At 50.3% G+C, this 20,731-nt stretch carries 22 protein-coding genes; 20 read left to right on the top strand and 2 right to left on the bottom strand.

Annotated features, from left to right (window positions below):
• Window positions 1–120: 120 nt before the first annotated feature.
• The 16 genes from AWJ19_RS11815 to AWJ19_RS11755 all read left to right on the top strand — a co-directional run bounded on the left by AWJ19_RS11815 (window position 121) and on the right by AWJ19_RS11755 (window position 14,248).
• Window positions 121–903, top strand: coding sequence for a DUF3388 domain-containing protein (locus tag AWJ19_RS11815; RefSeq protein ID WP_068723918.1), 783 nt, complete (start codon window positions 121–123; stop codon window positions 901–903).
• Between the two features lie 274 nt (window positions 904–1,177).
• Window positions 1,178–1,771, top strand: coding sequence for a helix-turn-helix domain-containing protein (locus AWJ19_RS36525; protein WP_241781708.1), 594 nt, complete (start codon window positions 1,178–1,180; stop codon window positions 1,769–1,771).
• Entirely contained in the window at window positions 1,768–2,142 is a 375-nt protein-coding gene (locus tag AWJ19_RS36520) for a DUF4115 domain-containing protein (protein WP_241781707.1), read from the top strand. The genes AWJ19_RS36525 and AWJ19_RS36520 overlap by 4 nt, the downstream gene beginning before the upstream one ends.
• An 80-nt stretch (window positions 2,143–2,222) precedes the next feature.
• Window positions 2,223–2,384, top strand: a complete 162-nt coding sequence (locus AWJ19_RS35795; RefSeq protein WP_167347618.1) for a hypothetical protein — start codon at window positions 2,223–2,225, stop codon at window positions 2,382–2,384.
• 47 nt (window positions 2,385–2,431) lie between these two features.
• Entirely contained in the window at window positions 2,432–2,638 is a 207-nt protein-coding gene (locus AWJ19_RS34760) for a hypothetical protein (RefSeq protein ID WP_128083579.1), read from the top strand.
• A gap of 36 nt (window positions 2,639–2,674) precedes the next feature.
• Complete coding sequence (locus tag AWJ19_RS11805; RefSeq protein ID WP_068723917.1) at window positions 2,675–3,166, top strand: YajQ family cyclic di-GMP-binding protein; 492 nt, start codon at window positions 2,675–2,677, stop codon at window positions 3,164–3,166.
• 92 nt (window positions 3,167–3,258) lie between these two features.
• Window positions 3,259–3,846, top strand: coding sequence for a CDP-diacylglycerol--glycerol-3-phosphate 3-phosphatidyltransferase (gene pgsA / locus AWJ19_RS11800; protein ID WP_068723915.1), 588 nt, complete (start codon window positions 3,259–3,261; stop codon window positions 3,844–3,846).
• A 51-nt stretch (window positions 3,847–3,897) separates the two neighbouring features.
• The gene (locus tag AWJ19_RS11795) at window positions 3,898–5,187 is read left to right on the top strand and encodes a competence/damage-inducible protein A (protein ID WP_068723914.1); all 1,290 of its coding nucleotides are present in this window, start codon (window positions 3,898–3,900) and stop codon (window positions 5,185–5,187) included.
• A 285-nt stretch (window positions 5,188–5,472) separates the two neighbouring features.
• A complete protein-coding gene (gene recA, locus AWJ19_RS11790) occupies window positions 5,473–6,537 on the top strand; it encodes a recombinase RecA (protein ID WP_068723912.1) in 1,065 nt (354 codons plus the stop codon).
• A gap of 115 nt (window positions 6,538–6,652) precedes the next feature.
• Window positions 6,653–7,387, top strand: a complete 735-nt coding sequence (locus AWJ19_RS11785; protein ID WP_068723911.1) for a RecX family transcriptional regulator — start codon at window positions 6,653–6,655, stop codon at window positions 7,385–7,387.
• Window positions 7,388–7,706: 319 nt separating this feature from the next.
• A complete protein-coding gene (rny, locus tag AWJ19_RS11780) occupies window positions 7,707–9,248 on the top strand; it encodes a ribonuclease Y (RefSeq protein WP_068723909.1) in 1,542 nt (513 codons plus the stop codon).
• 59 nt (window positions 9,249–9,307) lie between these two features.
• Window positions 9,308–10,102, top strand: a complete 795-nt coding sequence (locus AWJ19_RS11775) for a TIGR00282 family metallophosphoesterase (protein ID WP_068723907.1) — start codon at window positions 9,308–9,310, stop codon at window positions 10,100–10,102.
• A gap of 200 nt (window positions 10,103–10,302) precedes the next feature.
• Window positions 10,303–10,563, top strand: a complete 261-nt coding sequence (locus AWJ19_RS11770; protein ID WP_068723905.1) for a stage V sporulation protein S — start codon at window positions 10,303–10,305, stop codon at window positions 10,561–10,563.
• 171 nt (window positions 10,564–10,734) lie between these two features.
• Window positions 10,735–11,697, top strand: a complete 963-nt coding sequence (locus AWJ19_RS11765; protein ID WP_068724058.1) for a membrane dipeptidase — start codon at window positions 10,735–10,737, stop codon at window positions 11,695–11,697.
• Between the two features lie 168 nt (window positions 11,698–11,865).
• On the top strand, window positions 11,866–12,438 hold the full coding sequence (locus AWJ19_RS11760) for a phosphate propanoyltransferase (protein WP_068723903.1): 573 nt from the start codon (window positions 11,866–11,868) through the stop codon (window positions 12,436–12,438).
• A gap of 220 nt (window positions 12,439–12,658) precedes the next feature.
• Window positions 12,659–14,248: a DEAD/DEAH box helicase gene (locus AWJ19_RS11755; RefSeq protein ID WP_082707844.1), complete on the top strand. Its 1,590-nt coding sequence runs from the start codon at window positions 12,659–12,661 to the stop codon at window positions 14,246–14,248.
• Window positions 14,249–14,379: 131 nt separating this feature from the next.
• Here AWJ19_RS11755 and dapA read toward each other — a convergent pair whose 3' ends face one another.
• Window positions 14,380–15,255 carry a 4-hydroxy-tetrahydrodipicolinate synthase gene (dapA, locus tag AWJ19_RS11750; protein ID WP_068723901.1) on the bottom strand — a complete coding sequence of 292 codons (876 nt, stop codon included), beginning with the start codon at window positions 15,253–15,255 and terminating at the stop codon, window positions 14,380–14,382.
• A 183-nt stretch (window positions 15,256–15,438) separates the two neighbouring features.
• Between dapA and AWJ19_RS11745 the strand changes: the two genes are divergently transcribed.
• The 4 genes from AWJ19_RS11745 to htpG all read left to right on the top strand — a co-directional run bounded on the left by AWJ19_RS11745 (window position 15,439) and on the right by htpG (window position 19,589).
• A complete protein-coding gene (locus AWJ19_RS11745; RefSeq protein WP_068723899.1) occupies window positions 15,439–16,335 on the top strand; it encodes a LysR family transcriptional regulator in 897 nt (298 codons plus the stop codon).
• Window positions 16,336–16,392: 57 nt separating this feature from the next.
• On the top strand, window positions 16,393–16,845 hold the full coding sequence (locus tag AWJ19_RS11740; protein ID WP_068723897.1) for a GNAT family N-acetyltransferase: 453 nt from the start codon (window positions 16,393–16,395) through the stop codon (window positions 16,843–16,845).
• Between the two features lie 23 nt (window positions 16,846–16,868).
• A complete protein-coding gene (locus AWJ19_RS11735; protein WP_068723896.1) occupies window positions 16,869–17,561 on the top strand; it encodes an MBL fold metallo-hydrolase in 693 nt (230 codons plus the stop codon).
• 150 nt (window positions 17,562–17,711) lie between these two features.
• The gene (htpG, locus tag AWJ19_RS11730; RefSeq protein WP_068723894.1) at window positions 17,712–19,589 is read left to right on the top strand and encodes a molecular chaperone HtpG; all 1,878 of its coding nucleotides are present in this window, start codon (window positions 17,712–17,714) and stop codon (window positions 19,587–19,589) included.
• Between the two features lie 170 nt (window positions 19,590–19,759).
• Here htpG and AWJ19_RS11725 read toward each other — a convergent pair whose 3' ends face one another.
• Window positions 19,760–20,629: a LysR family transcriptional regulator gene (locus AWJ19_RS11725; protein WP_068723893.1), complete on the bottom strand. Its 870-nt coding sequence runs from the start codon at window positions 20,627–20,629 to the stop codon at window positions 19,760–19,762.
• Window positions 20,630–20,731 lie beyond the last annotated feature (102 nt).

Raw genomic sequence — 20,731 nt, 5'->3', positions numbered from 1 at the left:
TACAACAGTGTCCTTGCCTTTCATTTTTATTTTATATATCATTAACATGACCCGTGTTTCAGAAGCTATGCCGAAGCCGGTTTTTTTGAGGTTATGGCAACTTACAGGGAAAAGGAATCTATGAGGTGCGAATCAGTGGAATATAAACAGTGGTACATGGAGTACAAGATACATAAGAACAGACCTGGTCTGCTTGGTGATATCGCTTCAATGCTTGGTATGCTCGAAGTCAACATCCTGACGATTAACGGTGTCGAAGGCAAGACACGCGGGATGCTGCTGGAAACCAGCGACGACGAGAAAATTATGCTGATGGGTGAAATGCTCAAAAAGGTGGATAATATTACGGTTACAGCGCTGCGCTCCCCGCGTCTGGTGGATAAGCTGGCTGTCCGTCATGGACGATATATTGACCGGGATTCGGATGACCGCAAAACTTTCCGCTTCACGCGGGATGAACTGGGTCTGCTTGTCGACTTTCTCGGCGAATTGTTTAAGAGGGAAGGCAATCAGGTTATAGGACTTAGAGGTATGCCGCGTGTCGGCAAAACAGAGTCGATCATTGCGGGGAGCGTCTGTGCGCAGAAGCGCTGGACCTTTGTCTCGTCCACGCTGCTGAGACAAACGGTGCGCAGCCAGCTGGCCGAGGATGAGATGAATCCGAATAATGTCTTCATTATTGACGGCATTGTCAGCACCATCCGCTCCAACGAGAAGCATTACAATCTGCTGCAGCAGGTCATGAGCATGCCGAGCACGAAGGTGATTGAGCACCCGGATATTTTTGTGCGGGAATCCGAGTATACCTTTGATGATTTCGATATCATTATCGAGCTGCGCAACAACCCTGCAGAAGAAATATTGTACGAGTCGTTTACGACAAGCTACAGTGATGATCTATAAATAAGAGTATGCTTCTGAAGCGAGTTTTGTACGAAGCTAAATCGTGGAAGTGTTGCTCACAAAACTTAAGAGTATGCTTCCGAAGCGAGTTTTGTACGAAGGTAAATCATGGAAGTATTGCTCGCAAAACTAAGAGTATGCTTCCGAAGCGAGTTTTGTACGAAGTAATCCGTGGAAGTATTGCTCACAAAACTAAGAGTATGCTTCCGAAGCGAGTTTTGTACGAAGCTAAATCGTGGAAGTATTGCTCACAAAACTTTTAGGAGGTGATGGTATGTCGGAACTGGGCCGGCATTTGAAAGAGGCGCGTCTGCAAAAAGGGATGAGTCTTGACGATGTCCAGGAAGTAACCAAGATTCGCAAAAAATATTTAGAAGCCATCGAAGCGGGGGATTACAAAGTGCTTCCCGGGAGCTTTTATGTCCGGGCCTTTATCAAAACCTATGCCGAAGCTGTCGGAGTTAATCCGGACGAGCTGATGGAAGAGCACGGCAATGTTCCGGCGGCTCCTGTCGATACCACGATGGAAACGGTGATTCAGAAGCGCAGCCGCAGGACGGAGACGGAACGGAATGCCAAATGGCTGCCGACAGTCCTGATGTGGACCTTTCCGGTCCTGATCATCGCGGTGATCTACTGGTACGCTTCCTCAAATATGAACAAATCCGATCCCGAAACGGTAGATTCGTCCAATGTAACGAATGAACAGCAGGATCCGTCTAAGATCCAGCCTTCGCCGACGGCCTCGGCGGCGGAATTGTCAGCAATTCTCCGACAGCGGGCGGGGACAGCACGGCAACTGCAACAGCATCGCCTACAATTGCGCCGACAGCTACACCTGTTCCTTCGCCGACAGCAGGCCCGGTGACGGTTACTGAGGACCGCAAATCAGGCAAGACAACAATCTTTAAAGTAACTGCATCCTCCGGTACTCCTGTGGAGGTTAAGATTGCAGCTACTGGTACAAGCTGGCTTGAGGTTTACAAGGGCGAGAATTCCAAGGGCGAGAAGCTCAGCTTCGGTAATACAGCAGCTGGTGATTCCCTCAGCTTTACGCTGGGTGCGGAAGGCTTGTATATCAAATCCGGATACTCTCCGGCCACCACTATTACCGTGAACGGACAGGAAATTACGGACGGTAAAACTTCTTCCCGTCTCCTGCTTGAGCTGGACAGCGGTGCTTCCGGCGGTGCTGAAGGAACGGAAAACACTGCCGGAAGTGAGAATACAGGTGAGTAAAGCCAGTCCTGCATAGACTTTGGTAATTTGGAGAACCTAAGAATGATTTACAGTTCTTACGCCAAAGTGAGGTGTATCTCATGACTGTCAGCTGGATTGTTACCGGGCTTGGCATTATTGTCAGCCTTCTCGGGTATTATTTGACACCGAGCGCCTGGGGCTATGGAATTCTGGGTTTTGGACTGGCGCATATTGTGCTGGGAATTCTGGATATGTTCCGGGCTCCCGCACGCAGCAGATAAGGCCAGTGAAGAAGTCTCCCGGGAACGGATGCTGCCGGGGGACGGGGTTGTACACAGAAACGGGTGCCGCCTTACAGGCGGCGCTGCCGTTTCAAGGCATTTTGAAAGATAAGACTTTATATGTTGCACATTCTAAATTATTTTCTATTTACGCAGAAACGGATACCGCCCTTGAAGGACGGCAAAGCCGTTTCTTCTTGCATGCCCGGCAGCTTCCTTCCATAATTAGACTTCATGTGCCCTATCTCATATAATAGAAAAGAATAATTGTAAGCAAAGGACGTGGAAGAATGAGTTCGGAAAGTTCATTTGACATCGTATCCAAAATGGATATGCAGGAATTAACCAATGCGGTTCACCAGACGGAGAAGGAAATTGATAACCGTTTTGACTTCAAAAACAGCAAAAGCAGCCTGAAGCTGGAGAAGGACGCGCTTATCATTGCCTCCGAGGATGAATATAAGCTGAATGCTGTCATTGATATTTTACAGTCCAAAATGGTCAAACGCGGAATCACACTCAAAAATTTGGATTTCGGCAAAATCGAGCCAGCTGCACTGGGTACAGTCCGCCAGCGTCTGGGCCTCAAGCAGGGCATCGATCAGGAAAATGCCAAAAAGATCAATATCCTCATCCGCGACTCCAAGCTGAAGGTGAAAAGCCAGATTCAGGGAGATACCATCCGTGTAACCGGCAAAAGCCGTGATGATCTGCAGCAGATCATCCAAATGCTGCGTAAAGCTGATTTGCCGCTGGATCTGCAGTTTAACAATTTAAAGTAAGCTTATGCACCCCGCAGTGTTTGCGTAACTGCCGCAGCGGGGTCTTTTATCTACATATTTAGGAATCAGGATGGATCAGGGGAGGAACTTCAGTGAATTTGCCCAACCGTATTACACTTGCTCGTATTTGTCTTATCCCGATTATGATGTTTTTTCTGCTGGTGGATTTTAAGTTCTATCCCGAGCCGATTCATTGGGGATCATTCCAGCTTTCCATTAATCATCTGATCGCAGCCGTAATTTTCCTGCTAGCCGCCAGTACAGACGGGATAGACGGGTACATTGCCCGGAAATATAACATGGTTACCAATCTCGGCAAGCTGCTTGATCCCCTTGCGGACAAGCTGCTGGTATCCGCAGTGCTGATCTCGCTGGTAGAGCTGGGCAGATGCGATTCCTGGATTGCCATCGTTATCATCAGCCGCGAGTTTGCGGTTACCGGACTGCGCCAGGTTGCGCTGCTGGAAGGCAAAGTGGTGGCTGCCAGCAAATGGGGTAAAATAAAAACAGTGACGCAGATTGTTGCCATCTCACTGCTGCTGCTTAACAATTTCCCGTTCCAGTTCGTGAGCATTCCGCTGGATGACATTGCCATCTGGGCGGCGGCTCTGATAACGATTTACTCTGGGATCGATTATTTTGTGAAAAACAAGGAACTGCTCGAGCTTCATAACGCCTAACCCTAATTCTTAACTAGTCATAACATTATCATCAGGAGGAGAACGCCAGCTATGAAAGCAGAAATTATTGCCGTCGGTACAGAGCTATTGCTTGGACAAATCGTTAACAGCAACGGCCAGTTTTTATCGGTAGAGCTGGCCGCAATGGGGATTGATGTTTATTTTCAGACCGTAGTCGGGGACAACAAGAGCCGGATCCAGGAGGCGATTGAGATTGCCCGGAGCCGGGCGGATATTATTCTGTTCACCGGCGGCATCGGTCCGACGGAAGATGATCTTACCAAGGATGCGCTGGCAGCAGCGCTTGGACGTTCACTTCATATAGACCAGCTTGCGATGGATCATGTACAGAGATTCTTCGATGAACGTAAAATAGTAATGACCGAGAATAACCGCAAGCAGGCTGTTATTATTGACGGAACTACGCCGCTTCCGAATGAAATCGGCCTGGCCGTCGGCCTTGCTTTTGCCCATGAGAGTAAATATTACATTGTGCTTCCCGGACCTCCGCGTGAGATGAAGCCGATGTTTACGGACAAAGTCAAGCCCTGGCTGCTGCAGCATGCCCTCACCACAGAAATGCCGATCTATTCCAAGATGCTCAAGTTCGCGGGTATCGGTGAATCGCTCCTGGAGGACAAGCTTATAGATCTGATCCGCAACCAGACAGATCCTACCATTGCCCCCTACGCCAAGGAAGGTGAGGTGACGGTCCGTATTTCCACCAAAGCGCCTTCTGAACGGGAAGCGATGCTGAAGCTTGATGTGCTGGAGGAGCAGATTAAGGCAATCCTGCCTGAGAATATGTATGCCAATATCGATGTCCCGCTGGAGCAGCTGCTGGTGGACTGGATGGCGGATGCCGGTCTGACGCTCAGCGCAGCCGAGAGCTGCACCGGCGGATTGTTAATGGAGAGCATCACGAACATTCCGGGCAGCGCGTCCATGTTCAAGGGCGGTATTGTCTGCTACTCCAACGAAATTAAGAAAAAGCTGCTGAACGTGCCTGCCTCTTATCTGGAAGGTCCTGATGCCGTCGGAGCTGTCAGCCGCGAGGTTGCAGAGGTGCTGGCGGAGCAGGTCAGAATGCTGGGAGACACCGACTTCGGACTATCGGTTACCGGTGTAGCAGGACCGGGATACTCGGAGCGCAAGCCGGTCGGGCTGGTATACGTCGGCCTGGCCGAACGCGGTCACAAGACGGAGGTCTTTGAGCTTAACCTCAAAGGAACACGCGAGAACATCCGGCTGCGCTCTGTCAAAGCGCTGCTGTACCGTCTGTGGCGCAGGCTGGAGGAACGCAAGGTGGAGACACCGCTTGAAGGATCAGCCTTGCAATAGTTCCGCAGGGCGGTATATAATTGTAAATACGGAAGAACCGTGGCATAGTGAACCTTTTGCTGCGGTTTTTTGTTTTTGTGGCTGCGGTTAGCCTTTAAATGTGAGTCTGCTACACCGGCTGGTTAATGACTATGTATGGTACATTCATCAGGAAAGGGGGCTTACAATAAAAGGGTATATTTCGCCCGCGGTCAAAAAAAACGAATGTATGTTCGAAAAAAAGCTTGGCAAGACCTCTAAAACACGGTATTATATTACTATAAACAAGTGAAGGAAGTGGTCTGATTGTCAGATCGTCGTGCTGCGCTGGATATGGCGCTTCGTCAAATAGAAAAACAATTTGGTAAAGGTTCGATCATGAAATTGGGTGAATCCAATCACATGAAAGTGGAAGTTGTACCAAGTGGAGCCTTGGCACTTGATATTGCCCTGGGTATTGGCGGACTTCCAAAAGGACGTATTATAGAAGTATATGGACCGGAATCTTCCGGTAAAACAACGGTTGCCCTGCATGCTATCGCTGAAGTACAGAAGGTTGGCGGACAAGCTGCCTTCATCGATGCGGAACATGCGCTCGACCCTAAATATGCCAACGCGCTTGGCGTCAACATCGATGAACTTCTGCTGTCCCAGCCGGATACAGGAGAACAGGCGTTAGAGATCGCTGAAGCACTTGTGCGCAGCGGTGCGGTAGACATTATTGTCGTTGACTCCGTGGCGGCACTGGTGCCTAAGGCGGAGATTGAAGGCGATATGGGGGATTCCCACGTTGGTCTTCAAGCCCGTTTGATGTCCCAGGCTCTGCGGAAGCTGTCTGGTGCGATCAACAAATCCAATACGATCGCCATCTTCATCAACCAGCTGCGTGAGAAGATCGGCGTTATGTTCGGTAATCCCGAAACGACTCCGGGCGGCCGGGCATTGAAGTTCTATTCCTCGGTACGTCTTGATGTACGCCGTGTAGAGAGCATCAAGATGGGTAATGATGTAGTCGGTAACCGTACCAAGATTAAAGTCGTGAAGAACAAGGTAGCTCCTCCGTTCAAACAGGCAGACGTTGATATCATGTATGGTGAAGGCATCTCGAAGGAAGGAAGCCTTGTCGATATCGGAACGGAAATGGACATTGTCAACAAGAGCGGAGCCTGGTATTCCTATGAAGGCGAACGCCTTGGCCAGGGACGGGAGAATGCCAAGCAGTTCCTCAAGGAGCATCCGGAAATTGCCTTGCTAATTGAGAACAAGATCCGTGAAGCAAGCAACCTGACCACCATTGTTGCTGCCCCTTCGGAAGCTGATGTTGCAGCAGAGAAAGAGGAAGAAGAAAACCTGCTGCTTGAAATTGAATAATACGTAACCTGATATTGAGCGCCCTGTGTAAGATTGCAGCAGGGCGCTTATTTATTGATAATTAATAGTTAAGATTTCACATTTTATACCGTTAGAGTGAGAGGTGAACGAACCTATGGTAATTCAACTTAATCCTGAGCCGGAAGATCAGGAGGTGCAGGCACTGGCGGATTTTCCGGACGGTGAGCTGCTGGAAATAACTAAGGTAGAGAGGCAGAAGAAGTCGGATCACCGCTATATTATACATTTCGGCGCCTATAACATGACTGTGCATGAGGATGTCATGATTAAATACCGGATGATCTCCGGGAATTCCTTCATGAAGCAAGACCTTGAAGAGATCGTAGTGGCAGATGAGCGCCAGCGGGCCTATGTCGAGGGCCTGAGATATCTGGAGCGCAAGCCGCGGACGGCCCAGGAAATGGCCCGCCGTTTAAGGGAGAAAGAAATAGGAGAGACTATAATTGCAGAAGTTCTGCAGCGTCTGCAGCAGGAACGTTTCATTGACGATCCCCTGTATGCGAAGCAGTGGGCAGAGCAGCGGATAACGAATCAGCGCAAGGGCAAGCTGTGGATCCGCCAGGAGCTGCGGGAGAAGGGAATCGACAAATCGCTGATCGCTGAAGCGCTGGAGAATATTTCGCCTGAAGAGGAACTGGAGAGCGCACTGCAGACCGGACGCAAGAAGTGGAACATGATCCGCGGGGATATGAACGACAAGCGCAGAAAGACCGGCGCTTTCCTGATGCGGCGCGGTTTCCCGGGTGAAGTGGTTCGCCAGGTATTGAATACTCTGCGTGAGGAAGAGAACGCGGAAGGCTATGATGACGAATTTTACGATTTTGAGTGAACCGCTTGACATTCTCTTGACTTTAATGGCGTTATCGACTCTCTTGACAATGTCTTTTTATAAATAATAAAATATAACATGAATCGGCATAAACTAAGAATCCTTTTTCCTTCCCAAAAAGCAGACTCTTAGGTAGCCGCTTCGCGTACAACTCATATGAAATGTAATCGCCGGATAAGGCGGGCAGTGTGCATGTGCAGCATGTGCAGTATGGCAATCGGTGTATTACCGGTTTTTTGTATGGTGATGAACGGATAGTTTAACAACTGCACAATTCCCAAGGCAAGTTCCTTGGAGGAACCAACGAGGAGGTGAACAGATGCATACTGCAATCTGGGTCATAATCGTTCTCGTTGTAGCTGCAATATTCTTTGGATTCGGTTATTTTATTCGTAAATCCCTTGCAGAAGCTAAGATTCAAAGCGCAGAGAAGGAAGCACTCGTCATCGTGGAGAACGCGAAGAAAGACGCTGAGGCGCTGAAGAAGGAAACGGTACTCGAAGCTAAGGATGAAGTACACAGAATCCGTACTGAAGCTGAGAAAGAAACTCGTGAACGCCGGAATGAAATCCAACGGCAAGAGAGACGTTTGCTGCAAAAGGAAGAATCGCTGGATAAAAAAATGGAATCGCTTGAACGAAAAGAAGAACAAGTAGCTAACAAAGAGAAACGAATTGACGAAACACAACAGCAAATTGATGTTATTTACAAGAATCAGGTTACCGAGCTGGAGCGTATCTCCAACCTGAGCATCGATGATGCCAGAAGTATCATTCTGAGCAATGTAGAGCAGGAAGTTCGCCATGAAACCGCGCAGATGATCAAGGAAATTGAACAGCAGGCCAAAGAGGAAGCGGACAAGAAAGCCCGCGAAATCATTACACTGGCTATCCAGCGCTGTGCAGCTGATCACGTTGCCGAGACAACGGTATCTGTGGTAACTCTGCCGAATGAAGAGATGAAGGGCCGGATTATCGGCCGTGAAGGCCGTAATATCCGGGCACTGGAAACTCTTACAGGTATTGACCTCATTATCGATGATACGCCGGAAGCTGTTATTCTGTCGGGATTTGATCCGATCCGCCGCGAAGTGGCCCGTACGGCACTTGAGAAGCTGGTTGCCGATGGACGTATCCATCCGGCACGGATTGAGGAAATGGTTGAGAAATCCCGCAAAGAAGTGGATGAGCGGATTCGCGAGTACGGTGAACAAGCTACCTTCGAGGTTGGCGTTCATGGTCTGCATCCGGATCTGATCAAGATCCTGGGCCGTCTGAAATTCCGTACGAGCTATGGTCAGAATGTACTCAAGCACTCCATGGAGGTTGCTTATTTGACTGGACTTATGGCCGGTGAGCTTGGGGAAGACATCGTGCTTGCTAAACGTGCCGGGCTGCTCCATGATATCGGCAAAGCGCTGGATCATGAAGTGGAAGGCTCGCACGTTGAAATTGGCGTTGAGCTTGCGAAGAAATACAAGGAACATCCGGTGGTTATCAACAGTATCGCGTCCCACCACGGAGACTGCGAAGCTACCTCGGTTATTGCTATGCTGGTCGGAGCAGCTGACGCCTTGTCGGCAGCACGTCCTGGCGCACGCCGTGAGACACTGGAGACCTACATCAAACGTCTGGAGAAGCTGGAAGAGATCTCCGAGAGCTTCGAAGGCGTCGAGAAGTCTTATGCAATTCAAGCGGGCCGCGAGGTTCGCGTGATGGTGCAGCCTGAGAAGATCGACGATGCGGAAAGCTTCCGTCTGGCACGCGACATTACGAAGATGATCGAGAGTGAGCTGGATTATCCGGGTCATATCAAGGTTACCGTTATCCGCGAGACACGGGCTGTCGAATACGCAAAATAAGCAAGGAAATTGGCCCCCCTGCGGGGCCTTTTTTCTTTTCTGACTAGGAGGAGAATAACATCAAAGTTTTATTTATAGGAGATATTGTAGGCAATACCGGCAGAAAGGCTCTGCGGGAAATGCTGCCCACATTAAAGAGCAAATACCAGCCGCATATTATCATCGTTAACGGTGAAAATGCAGCCGCAGGCAGAGGAATTACCTCAGCAATTGCCAATGAATTTTTTAATTGGGGTGTACACGGTATTACATTGGGTAATCATACTTGGGACAATAAGGATATTTTTGAATTTATCGACGATGAGCCGCGGATGATCCGACCGGCCAACTTTCCGCCGGGAACCCCGGGCAGAGGGTATACGGTTGTTAAAGGCAACGGCAAACAGCTGGCGATTGTCAATCTGCAGGGACGCACCTTTTTGCCGGCGATCGATGACCCGTTCCGGGTAGGGGAAGAAATTGTGGAGGAGCTGCGCCGTACCCACAAATGCATTCTCGTTGATTTTCATGCCGAAGCGACTTCGGAGAAGATTGCCATGGGTTATTTTATGGACGGCATGGCATCTATTGTAGTCGGCACCCACACGCATGTACAAAGTAACGATGATGTCATTCTTCCAGGCGGAACCGCTTATCTGACCGATGCGGGCATGGTTGGTTCAAGGGAAGGAATTCTGGGTATGGAAAAGGATGCAGTCCTTTATAAATTCACTACCCAGCTCCCGTCGAGGTTTGTGGTAGACGAAGGTAAATGGCAGTTGAACGGGTTATTCGCGGAGATTGACGAGGCTACAGGTAAAGCGACACGGCTGGAGAAGATTCGTTTGCGTGAAGATGAATGGGTTATGAGCTAGGCCCGGATATTAGGAAGTAGGACATTCGGGAAAAATCGCCGTATTTGGATAAAGTGTGATCTTTTTTATATCGAAAAAGAGTATCTTTTGTACCATTTTCTCCAGCGTAGTCCGCAAAAAGAAGGAATTATTTCTTCTCCCGCGAATAACATCTACAGTAGTGGAAGAACACCATCATTTTCCCAGGGGAGGTACTTACTATGGATGTATTAAAAGTATCAGCTAAATCCAATCCGAATTCCGTTGCCGGTGCATTAGCAGGTGTTCTTCGTGAACGTGGATCGGCCGAGCTACAAGCTATTGGAGCAGGAGCACTGAACCAGGCAGTCAAAGCAGTTGCCATCGCCCGGGGATTTGTCGCGCCAAGCGGTGTTGATCTGGTCTGTATTCCAGCCTTTACGGATATCGTAATTGACGGGGAGGACCGGACGGCGATTAAACTCATTGTGGAACCCAGATAATTTATGAACTTTTTCTGATGGACCTGTTTACTTAGGTAAACAGGTTTTTTGCTGTTCTGGGAAAAGGAGCGGATTGAAGGCATAAGCTGTTAATGTAAGCGGCTGACGTTATGATTTGAAATGAATAAGGATGTTGCACGGTATTTTAGTGGTATGGAAAGCGGGGAGAAGATGGGGACAGCGGCAAAATTTAAGGTTGCGGATTTTCATTGTGATGCACTTAGCAAGCTGCAGGCGGAACCGGATATTCATTTTAAAAATGATCATCGGCTGGATGTGACAGCAGAGCGGCTGGCAGCGGGTAATGTGGGACTGCAGGTTTTTGCGGTCTATTTGTCCGAGACTCTGGGAAAACCCGGGTTTGAAAGGATACTCGGTCAGCTTGAGCTGTTCAGAAAGAGGGTTATCAGCGGGGAGGGCCTGCGGTGGCTTCGCTGGAAAGAGGAAGCAGTTATAACGTCTGCCCCGGCACCAGCCTGGGCGTTGCTTTCACTTGAAGGGGTGGACGGCCTGGAAGGGAATTTGTTTTATGCAGAGCTGCTGTTTGAGCTTGGAGTGCGGTTTCTTGGGATCACCTGGAATTATGCGAATTGGGCGGCAGACGGGGTGCTGGAGCCAAGAAACGGCGGATTTACGAAAAAAGGCAGGCAGCTCATCGAATGGTGCAATACCAGCGGAATGCTGCTGGATGTGTCCCATCTCTCTCCGTCCGGGTTCTGGGAGCTGGCTGAGCTCAGTACACGCCCCTTTATAGCGTCCCATTCCAATGCGGCCGCTGTGTGCAGTCATCCCCGCAATTTGAGTGACGAACAGATTAAAGCGCTGGCAGCAATGGACGGGCGGATCGGGCTGACCTTTGTTCCCTGGTTTGTCCGTAATGGGGGCGGGGCCAAGGCAGAGGATCTTCTGAAGCATATCGAGCATGTCTGCAGTCTGGGCGGATCACGGCAGCTGATGTTCGGGTCGGATTTCGACGGTATTGATGCCTGGGTTGAGGGACTGGAGCATCCCGGAAAATATACGGCTTTGGCTGATCTGCTGCTTAAGCATTATCCTGAGGATGAGGTGATAGGCTGGCTGCATGGGAATGCCATGCGTTTTTTGAGCAAACAACTGCCTTCAAGGGTTTATTAATAAAATGGCGAAAAGGTGACTTAGGCGGAGGAAATAATGCGAATTGTCGGAGAAATGTCGAAAAATTAACGCTTAATGTGACCCTGGCCTTTTTATTTTTGGGTAAGAAGTTGTATAATGTTCAGTGGCTTGTACAGATACTAGAGAAAATACAAGGAGTGACTTACAATGAGCAAGACTGTACCCGTAGGTGTGTCGGCCCGGCATATTCACCTTACGCAGGAGCACGTGGAAGCATTGTTTGGCCCAGGATACCAATTGACTGAGTTCAAACCGCTCTCCCAACCAGGACAATTCGCAGCAAACGAGCAAGTAGCCGTTATCGGCAGCAAAGGCAAATTCGACAAAGTAAGAATTCTCGGACCTGCCCGTCCGGCATCACAGCTCGAAATTTCCCGCACCGACTCTTTCAGCCTCGGTGTGAAAGCCCCTGTCCGCGAATCCGGACATATTGAGGGAACACCAGGCATTACTCTTAAAGGACCAGCAGGTGAAGTTGAGCTGGAGACTGGCGTAATCATTGCAGCCCGTCACATTCACTTCCACACTTCCGAAGCAGAAGCTTGGGGTATCGCCGATAAGCAAATGCTCAAGGTACGCCTTGGCGGCGAACGCGGCCTCGTACTGGAAAACGTGATTGCACGTGTATCTGACAGCTTTAAGCTTGATATGCACATCGATACCGATGAAGCGAATGCTGCAGGTGCCAACAACGGCGACACTGCTGAAATTGTAGATTAGTTTTATTTTTATAGCAGAGAGAAGGGCGGGGGAATGTTCCTCCGCTCTTTTTTTGTGTAATGAAGGCCTGTTTTAGATTACGGGGTTATTTTATTTGCAGATTTATGGTATCATTATGCGTTATGTCTTAGCTTTGCGCATTGTGGAAACGTATGGATAAGCGTAATCCCGCAAGTCCGGGTGAACTGACAATATATGTGTTTGAAATAAGGAGACAACCATGACTTTTAATGATTTGGGTCTGAGCCCGTCGATTCTTAAGGCGCTGGACCTTGCAAACTATACATCACCTACACCTATTCAGAGAGAAGCAATCCCCGCAGCATTGACCGGGAGAGATGTGCTGGGCTGTGCGCAGACCGGAACGGGGAAGACGGCAGCTTTTTCGCTGCCCATTATTCAGCTGCTTAGCAAGCAGAATGTTAACCGGAGCGGCAAACGCCCGATCCGTTCTCTGATTCTTACCCCTACACGTGAGCTGGCGCTGCAGATTTATGAGAATATTCAGGTCTACAGCAAGTTCACCGGTATCCGCTCTACTGCTGTTGTTGGCGGTGTCTCACAAAGATCCCAGGAGCGCGCTCTGGCCTTGGGTGTGGATATCCTCATTGCTACTCCAGGCCGTCTGATCGACCTGATTGCCCAGAAGCATGCTGACCTGCAACAGGTGCAGCTGCTCGTCCTCGATGAAGCAGACCGGATGCTGGATATGGGCTTCATTCATGATGTGAAGCGGATTATTGCCAAGATGCCGGCTAAAAAACAAACCCTGTTCTTTTCCGCAACGATGCCGCAGGAGATTTCACAGCTGATCAAGACGCTGCTGGTGAATCCGGTCAAGATTGAAATTACTCCGGTTTCTTCGACAGTGGACAGAATTCAACAATCCGTCTATCTGCTTGAGAATGGCTGTAAGCAGAAGCAGCTGAACCGTCTGCTGGAGGATAAGTCGATTGTATCTGCGCTTGTGTTTACTCGTACGAAACGCGGAGCGGACCGGGTTGCGCGCGATTTGGGCAAAGTCAATATTGCCGCCCAGGCGATTCACGGCAACAAATCGCAGAATGAACGGCAGAATGCGCTGCGTAATTTTAAAACCGGAGTAACCCGGGTACTGGTAGCTACTGATATTGCTGCCCGCGGTATTGATATTGACGAGCTGTCACACGTGATCAACTTCAACCTGCCGAATATTCCGGAAACGTATGTGCACCGGATTGGCCGCACCGGCCGTGCCGGGATGAGCGGCATCGCCATATCCCTGTGCGAAGCAGAGGAGCTTCCGTACCTGAAGGATATCCAGAAGCTGATCGGCAAGACGATTCCGGAGGTGAAGAGCCATCCTTATCCGATGATCAAGGTTAATCCGGCGCTGGCGGCGGAGGTGGCTAAAGCGAGTAAGACTGTTGCTTCAGCCAAAGCAGGCAACCAGCCAAAAGCCAAAGCCAATCCGGCACGCAAGCCGAAGGAAGAATGGTTCACTCAGGGCAAGCGCCCGCGCAGCGGCTCTGAAGGGGCCAAGGTAGAATGGCCGGACCGCAAGGATGGCAGATCTGCTGGCAGCGTTAGAGGGAATGCAGGCGAAGCGCGGACTGGCGATGCCGGCAGAAAGCAGGCTGGCGGAGCGCGGACTGGTGGTGCCGGCAAAGGACAGGCGGGTGGAGCACGTGCTGCGGGGGCTGGTAAGGCGCAGGCTGGCGGAGCAAGGACTCCTGTAGCTGATAGAGCGCAGGCTAACGGAGCGGGCAGATCTGCTGGTAACCGGTCCGGCGGAAATGGACGGAACACCTCAGGAGCTGCGCGAGGCTAATAGGCAGCAGGAACGAGTATAGTTTCAAATAGCAGCGTTTTGTACACAAAAACCCGTATCGCACTCTCGGCAGAGAGTACAATACGGGTTTTTGCGTCTACGGCGTCCAGCCGGCATAATCCGGGCAAGGGCTAGCCGGCAAGATGAGCGCCCAGCTCCTCGCGGAGTGCGTCGCTGATTGAAGTCATAGGCAGGCGGAGGGTATCCGAGGAAATCTCGCCTTTGGCACTGAGCAGCCACTTGATCGGTGCGGGATTGGATTCCTTGAACAGCAGCTTCATCAGCGGCACCAGCCGGTCATACTCGGCTCTGGCAGCTTCTACCTGGCCGGCTCTGTATTGTTCGTATATGTCGAGGAATTTGGCCGTATGCACATTGGCGGAAGCAAGCATGCCTCCGGCGGCACCGCACCCCAGCATGTCGAAGAAGGAAAGGTCGTCGCCGCAGAGAACAGGCTTCGAGCCGTGACGCGACAGCTCGGAGACGAGCAGCGGTGAGCCGGAACAGTCCTTAAGGCCGACAACGTTGTCCATCTCCAGAATTGTACGGGCGGTATCTACGGTCATTCCAACTCCGGCACGGCCGGGGATATCATAGGCGATGATCGGAATACCAACCTCAGCCGCTTTTCGGAAGTGTGCGATGATCCCCTGTTGGGAAGGACGGCTGTAATAGGGAACAACAATGAGTGCAGCATCAGCTCCGGCATTGGCGGCCAGCTCCGTACGTTTGACTGTAGACATCGTGTCATTGGTGCCCGTACCGATTACGAGCGGAATATCACTGCCCTGCAACAGCTGTTTAGAAGCATCAATTAACAATTGTAATTCTTGTATACTGACTGTCGGCGATTCTCCAGTGGTTCCATTTACGACCAGACCATGAATGTTGTTCTTGATAATGCCTTGCACATACCGCTGATACGAAGCCAGATCAATCTCGCCGGCTGCATCGAACGGTGTTACCACGGGAACATAGATTCCATAAATCTGCTCTTCTGTTAACATGAATATCGTCCTCCAAATTTGTATAACCGTTTATTCTACTGTAGCATGGAATAATTCATCGGTGTTAGCTATAATAAATGATATGGGGCATCAATAATATTGATGTTATATCTAATGAACTTGAGCCGGGCGGCGGGTCTGATCTGCTGATACACTCATGTTCACGTTATGAAGGGTGATAGCATGGATTTAACATATATGAGAACCTTCCGCGAAGTGGCAAAGCGCCAGAGCTTCACCAGAGCGGCAGAGGAGCTGGGATATGCCCAGTCAAGCGTAACGATGCAGATTCAGAAGATTGAAAAAGAATACGGAGTAACTCTGATGGAGCGCCACGGCCGGATTTTGCGCCTGACCCCGCCTGGAGAAGAGCTGCTGAAGCTGTTTGTAGAGATTCTTGATCTGTATGACAGGTCAAAAGAAACCATTGCCCAGCAAATCGGAGGGACTCTGACCATAGGGACGATAGACTCGCTGGCCGCATTCTATCTTCCGCCTTTTCTGCAGCAGCTGCGGACAACGTTTCCCGGACTGAATATTCATCTGCAGACCGAGCAGGAAGCGAATCTCGTGTCCAAAATCAGGGACGGCGAGGTGGACATTGGACTGATGCTGGACCGCTGCACGGCCGATTCCACGCTGGAGCGGACGATCATCCGGGATGAGCCGCTGGTGCTGGTCGCTCCTGCAGGACATCCTCTGGCCAAGCTCACTAAGGTATCGCTGCAGGATCTGAATAACTGTGAGCTGATTGTTTCGGAAGAAAGCTGCATTTACCGCAGCATGTTTGAGAATCTGCTCCGCGAGCACGGCATCGTGTTCCGGATCGGCTTTGAGCTGTCCAATCTGGAAGCAATCAAACGCTGCGTGCGTAACGGCCTGGGCATCGCCCTGCTGCCTAGAATAGTGGCCGAGGAGGAGATTGAGCGGGGGAATCTGGCTGAGCTGCCGTTTGCCCATCCGGAGATTCATTTTGACCTGCAGCTGCTCATTCATCCGAAAAAGTGGAAGTCGCTGCCGCTGCAGTCACTGATCCAAATGCTGCTGACCGATGCTGAGGCCAAGAAGGCTGCGGTATGAATCGGGTGGCCTGGACTGCTGCCGCTAAACCGAATTTTTTATCAACAGGGGGAGAACATGGTCCATTTCCGGATTGCCACCATAAATGATCTGAATGCTATTGTACAGATGCTTGCGGACGATGAACTGGGCAGACAAAGGGAACGTTATGAGACTCCCCTTCCGCAAAGCTATTTTACAGCCTTCGAAAAAATTGACTCTGACCCCAACAATGAATTGATTGTGGCTTGTCTTGGTGAGGAGATTGTTGGTGTTCTCCAGCTTACTTTTACACCTTATTTAACCCATCAGGGCAGCTGGAGAGCAACAATCGAAGGGGTCAGGACTGCATCCCGCATAAGAGGAAAAGGGGTCGGAAGTAAGCTGATGCTGTGGGCAATTGAGCGTGCTAAAGCGAAGGGCTGCTACATGATTCAGCTGACGACAGATAAGCAGCGCGAGGATGCACTGCGGTTTTATGAGCGTTTGGGATTCGAGGCCACTCACACCGGGCTGAAAATGAAACTATAAAATAACAACTGTTGGAGGACACAATGAACATTATCGAGCTTCCTGTTGAATTTATGTATGAAGGACAGCAATATTACATTTATCCCAGCTTGATTGTATCTGACAATGAGCTGATTCTGGTCGATACAGGCTATCCCGGTTTCCTGCCCCTTATTGAAAATGCCATAGAGCAAAAGGGGTATGACATCAGGCAGCTGAAGCACATTGTGATTACCCACTACGACGACGACCACATCGGCGCTTTGTATGATTTTAAGGAAAAATATCCGTGGGTGACGGTAATCTCCAGTGAACGGGAGGCCGTCTATATCAGCGGCGAGGTGAAATCCGAACGTCTGGTTCAGGCGGAGGCTTTGCTAGAGCAAATGCCTGAAGAGCAGAAGGCCTTCGGACAGTCGTTCGTAGAGCTGCTGACGAGCCTGCGGCATCTTCCTGTAGATCAGACTGTAAAGGACGGGGAGTGGCTGTTTGGTGGGGCATGCAAGGTAATGGCAACTCCAGGACACACGTCAGGCCATATCTCCCTTCATTTCCCGGAGCTGGGCAGCGTGATTACCGGTGATGCCGCCTACATAGAGGATGGAGGCAATGAGCTGCTGGTCGCCAATCCACAGTACTGTCTCAACATGCCGCTGGCGGAGCAATCTCTGGAGCTGCTGAAGAATCTCAAGGCGAAGCATTATTACTGCTATCATGGCGGAACGTTACATATATAATGAGGTTCATTAAGCACCGATATGCAGCAAGATATTGACATCAAAAACGCCAATATGGTATATAAAAGGAAGTGTTAGCACTCACCCTTATGGAGTGCTAACCGTCCGGAAGCAATCAGCAGGCTATTTTTGAAAGGAGATTCTATATTCATGTCTAAAAAAGAGTTCAAAGCCGAATCCAAACGACTACTGGAAATGATGATTAACTCCATCTATACGCAGCGGGAAATTTTCCTGCGGGAGCTGATCTCCAATGCAAGCGATGCCATCGACAAAATCTATTACAAAGCACTGGCCGACGACAGCCTGGTGTTCAATAAAGAAGATTACTTCATTAAAGTTACCGCCGATAAGGGCAGCCGCACACTGACCATCTCCGATACAGGGATCGGGATGACGCAGGAGGAGCTGGAGAACAACTTGGGGATTATCGCGAACAGCGGCTCTTTTGCGTTCAAGAAGGATAACGAAGTGAAGGACGGCCATAACATTATCGGGCAGTTCGGGGTTGGATTCTATTCCGCTTTTATGGTGGCTGAGGATGTTACGGTCATCAGTAAGGCGCTGGGCAGCGACCAGGCGTACAAGTGGGAATCCCAGGGGGCAGACGGTTATACAATCGAGCCGGCGGAGAAAGATAGCGTAGGTACTGAGATTACACTCAAGATCAAAGCCAATACCGAAGAAGAGAACTACGACGAGTTCCTGGAAGAGTACCGCCTGAAAGCGATCATCAAGAAATACTCCGACTTCATCCGTTTCCCGATCAAAATGGACATCACCGGCAGCAAGCCGAAAGAAGGCAGCGAAGGCGAGTTCGAAGAAACGAAGGAAGAGCAAACCGTCAACAGCATGGTGCCGATCTGGCGCAAGAACAAAAGCGAGCTGACTGAAGAGGACTACACCAACTTCTACAACGAGAAGCGTTACGGCTTCGACAAACCGCTCAAGCACATTCATATCAGCGCCGACGGTGCGGTGGTATATAACGCGATTCTGTTCATTCCGGAGAACACCCCTTTTGACTACTACACCAAGGAGTACGAAAAAGGACTTGAGCTCTACTCCAACGGCGTGCTGATCATGAACAAATGTGCGGACCTGCTGCCGGATTACTTCAGCTTCGTCAAAGGGATGGTCGACTCCGAGAATCTGTCGCTTAACATCTCCCGCGAGCTGCTGCAGCATGACCGCCAGCTGACGCTGATTGCGAAGAATATCAAGAACAAGATCAAGAGCCAGCTCCTCAGCCTGCTGAAGGATGAGAGAGAGAAATATGAGACGTTCTACAAATCCTTTGGCAGACAGCTGAAGTTCGGCGTGTACAATGATTACGGTATGGAAAAAGAAACCCTCCAGGACCTGCTCATGTTCTACTCCTCCAAGGAGAAGAAACAAGTTACGCTGGCTGAATATGTAGAAAGAATGCCGGAAGACCAGAAGTATATCTATTATGCTTCCGGTGAGTCGGTAGAGCGGATCGAGAAGCTGCCGCAGACTGAGCTGGTGCTGGACAAGGGGTATGAAATCCTCTATTTCACTGACGATATCGATGAATTCGCGATCAAGATGATCATGTCCTATAAGGAAAAAGAATTCAAAAACGTCTCCAGCGGCGACCTGGGCATCGAAGATGCGGCAGACAAAGCTTCGGAAGAGGAGCAGAACGAGAATAAGGATCTGTTCGAAGCGATGCAGGGCATTCTGGCCGGCAAAGTGAAGGCAGTCAAAGCTTCCAAGCGGCTGAAATCCCATCCGGTCTGCCTGTCCACTGAAGGCGAGCTGACCATCGAGATGGAAAAAATCCTCAAGGCGATGCCTAACGGCCAAGAGGTTCAGGCGGACAAGGTGCTGGAAATCAACGTCAACCATGACGTCTTCAAATCGCTCAAAGCAGCTGCTGACAGCGACAAGGAGAAGCTGGGCCTGTACACGAACCTGCTGTACAACCAGGCGCTGCTGATTGAAGGCCTGCAGGTTAACGATCCGGTGCAGTTCACTAACGATATCTGCAAAATTATGGTCTAATGCTTAGGCGGCAGTTTTCTGCTGCTGTATAGTAGCTGTAAAAGATAAAACCCGCTTCCGGCGTTGCCGGGGCGGGTTTTTGCGCGTTTCGCAGCGGCAGTGTTCCGCTACAGAAAAAGCATTCAGCAGCCCGTACAGCAATGCTTGCTGCAGTCAAACACGCCCCAGGCCTACCCCTCACGGAAATTCTCAATAAACTTCACGGCCAGGGCGGACAGGTATTTATCCTTCATCCAGACAGCTGCAACCCGTGTATTGAGGGAGTCGCTGCGGATCTCCTTGAGAATCAGATTGCTGTTGGCGGCTAGACTGTAGGCGGATCTGGGAATAATGCCGATGCCAAGCCCGGCGTTGGCCCACAGCAGCGTGGTTCGGGCATCATCATTCATGCAGAAAAACTGCGGGTCAAAGCCGTGCTCCAGACAGGTCTCGCGGATCAGCTGCTCAAATCTGCGGTAGACAATGAGCGGCTGGTTCTGCAGCTCGCCAATTTCAATGGCGGTTCTTCCTTCACTCCAGTCATAATCGGGTGACATCACTGCAATCATAGGTTCTGATGCCGTATATATGCATTCCAGCCCGGTGCTGCTGAACGGGGTGCGGACGATTCCAACCTCGACGATTCCTTTGCTGAGCAAATCGAGAATCCGGAACGTATTGCCTTCATGAATCTCAAACTTCACGCCGGAATAGAGCTGATGGAAATCCAGCAGCCGTTCCTGCAGCAGGGTTGCGGCAGAGGAGGAGACGGTGCCGATGGAGAGTGTGCCGGACACGCCTTTCACATAATCCTTCAGCTCCCGGGTAGTTGAATCTGCCAGCTCAAGAATCTGCTGTGCCCGGCCGCGTAGGATCATTCCGGCTTCGGTCAGCTGCACGCTGCGCGGGCCGCGCTCGACGAGTTTTACCCCAAGCTCCTCCTCCAGCAGCTTCAGCTGCTGGCTAAGCGGCGGCTGGGCCATCTGCAGCCGCCTGGCTGCTGAAGTGATCTGGCCTTCCTCGGCAATGGCCAGAAAATATTTCAGTTGACGGATATCCATCATTAACCTCCTGTTAGATTATAATGACATATGAAATTCGTATCTCAGAGATATGAAACCAATATTATTAATATGGTAGCAGATATGACATAATCATAACGG

This window comes from Paenibacillus sp. DMB5 (assembly GCF_001517085.1).
GTDB lineage: Bacteria > Bacillota > Bacilli > Paenibacillales > Paenibacillaceae > Paenibacillus_AQ.
Note: the sequence above shows the minus strand (reverse complement) of the source record. Positions and strands in the feature narration are given on the sequence as shown.

Bases quoted from the DNA above. Each gene is read 5' to 3' on its own strand.
- AWJ19_RS11815 (WP_068723918.1), top strand. From the start codon at position 121: ATGAGGTGCGAATCAGTGGAATATAAACAGTGGTACATGGAGTACAAG.
- AWJ19_RS36525 (WP_241781708.1), top strand. From the start codon at position 1,178: ATGTCGGAACTGGGCCGGCATTTGAAAGAGGCGCGTCTGCAAAAAGGG.
- AWJ19_RS35795 (WP_167347618.1), top strand. From the start codon at position 2,223: ATGACTGTCAGCTGGATTGTTACCGGGCTTGGCATTATTGTCAGCCTT.
- AWJ19_RS11805 (WP_068723917.1), top strand. From the start codon at position 2,675: ATGAGTTCGGAAAGTTCATTTGACATCGTATCCAAAATGGATATGCAG.
- AWJ19_RS11795 (WP_068723914.1), top strand. From the start codon at position 3,898: ATGAAAGCAGAAATTATTGCCGTCGGTACAGAGCTATTGCTTGGACAA.
- AWJ19_RS11785 (WP_068723911.1), top strand. From the start codon at position 6,653: ATGGTAATTCAACTTAATCCTGAGCCGGAAGATCAGGAGGTGCAGGCA.
- rny (WP_068723909.1), top strand. From the start codon at position 7,707: ATGCATACTGCAATCTGGGTCATAATCGTTCTCGTTGTAGCTGCAATA.
- AWJ19_RS11770 (WP_068723905.1), top strand. From the start codon at position 10,303: ATGGATGTATTAAAAGTATCAGCTAAATCCAATCCGAATTCCGTTGCC.
- AWJ19_RS11765 (WP_068724058.1), top strand. From the start codon at position 10,735: ATGGGGACAGCGGCAAAATTTAAGGTTGCGGATTTTCATTGTGATGCA.
- AWJ19_RS11760 (WP_068723903.1), top strand. From the start codon at position 11,866: ATGAGCAAGACTGTACCCGTAGGTGTGTCGGCCCGGCATATTCACCTT.
- AWJ19_RS11755 (WP_082707844.1), top strand. From the start codon at position 12,659: ATGACTTTTAATGATTTGGGTCTGAGCCCGTCGATTCTTAAGGCGCTG.
- dapA (WP_068723901.1), bottom strand. From the start codon at position 15,255: ATGTTAACAGAAGAGCAGATTTATGGAATCTATGTTCCCGTGGTAACA.
- AWJ19_RS11745 (WP_068723899.1), top strand. From the start codon at position 15,439: ATGGATTTAACATATATGAGAACCTTCCGCGAAGTGGCAAAGCGCCAG.
- AWJ19_RS11740 (WP_068723897.1), top strand. From the start codon at position 16,393: ATGGTCCATTTCCGGATTGCCACCATAAATGATCTGAATGCTATTGTA.
- AWJ19_RS11735 (WP_068723896.1), top strand. From the start codon at position 16,869: ATGAACATTATCGAGCTTCCTGTTGAATTTATGTATGAAGGACAGCAA.
- htpG (WP_068723894.1), top strand. From the start codon at position 17,712: ATGTCTAAAAAAGAGTTCAAAGCCGAATCCAAACGACTACTGGAAATG.
- AWJ19_RS11725 (WP_068723893.1), bottom strand. From the start codon at position 20,629: ATGGATATCCGTCAACTGAAATATTTTCTGGCCATTGCCGAGGAAGGC.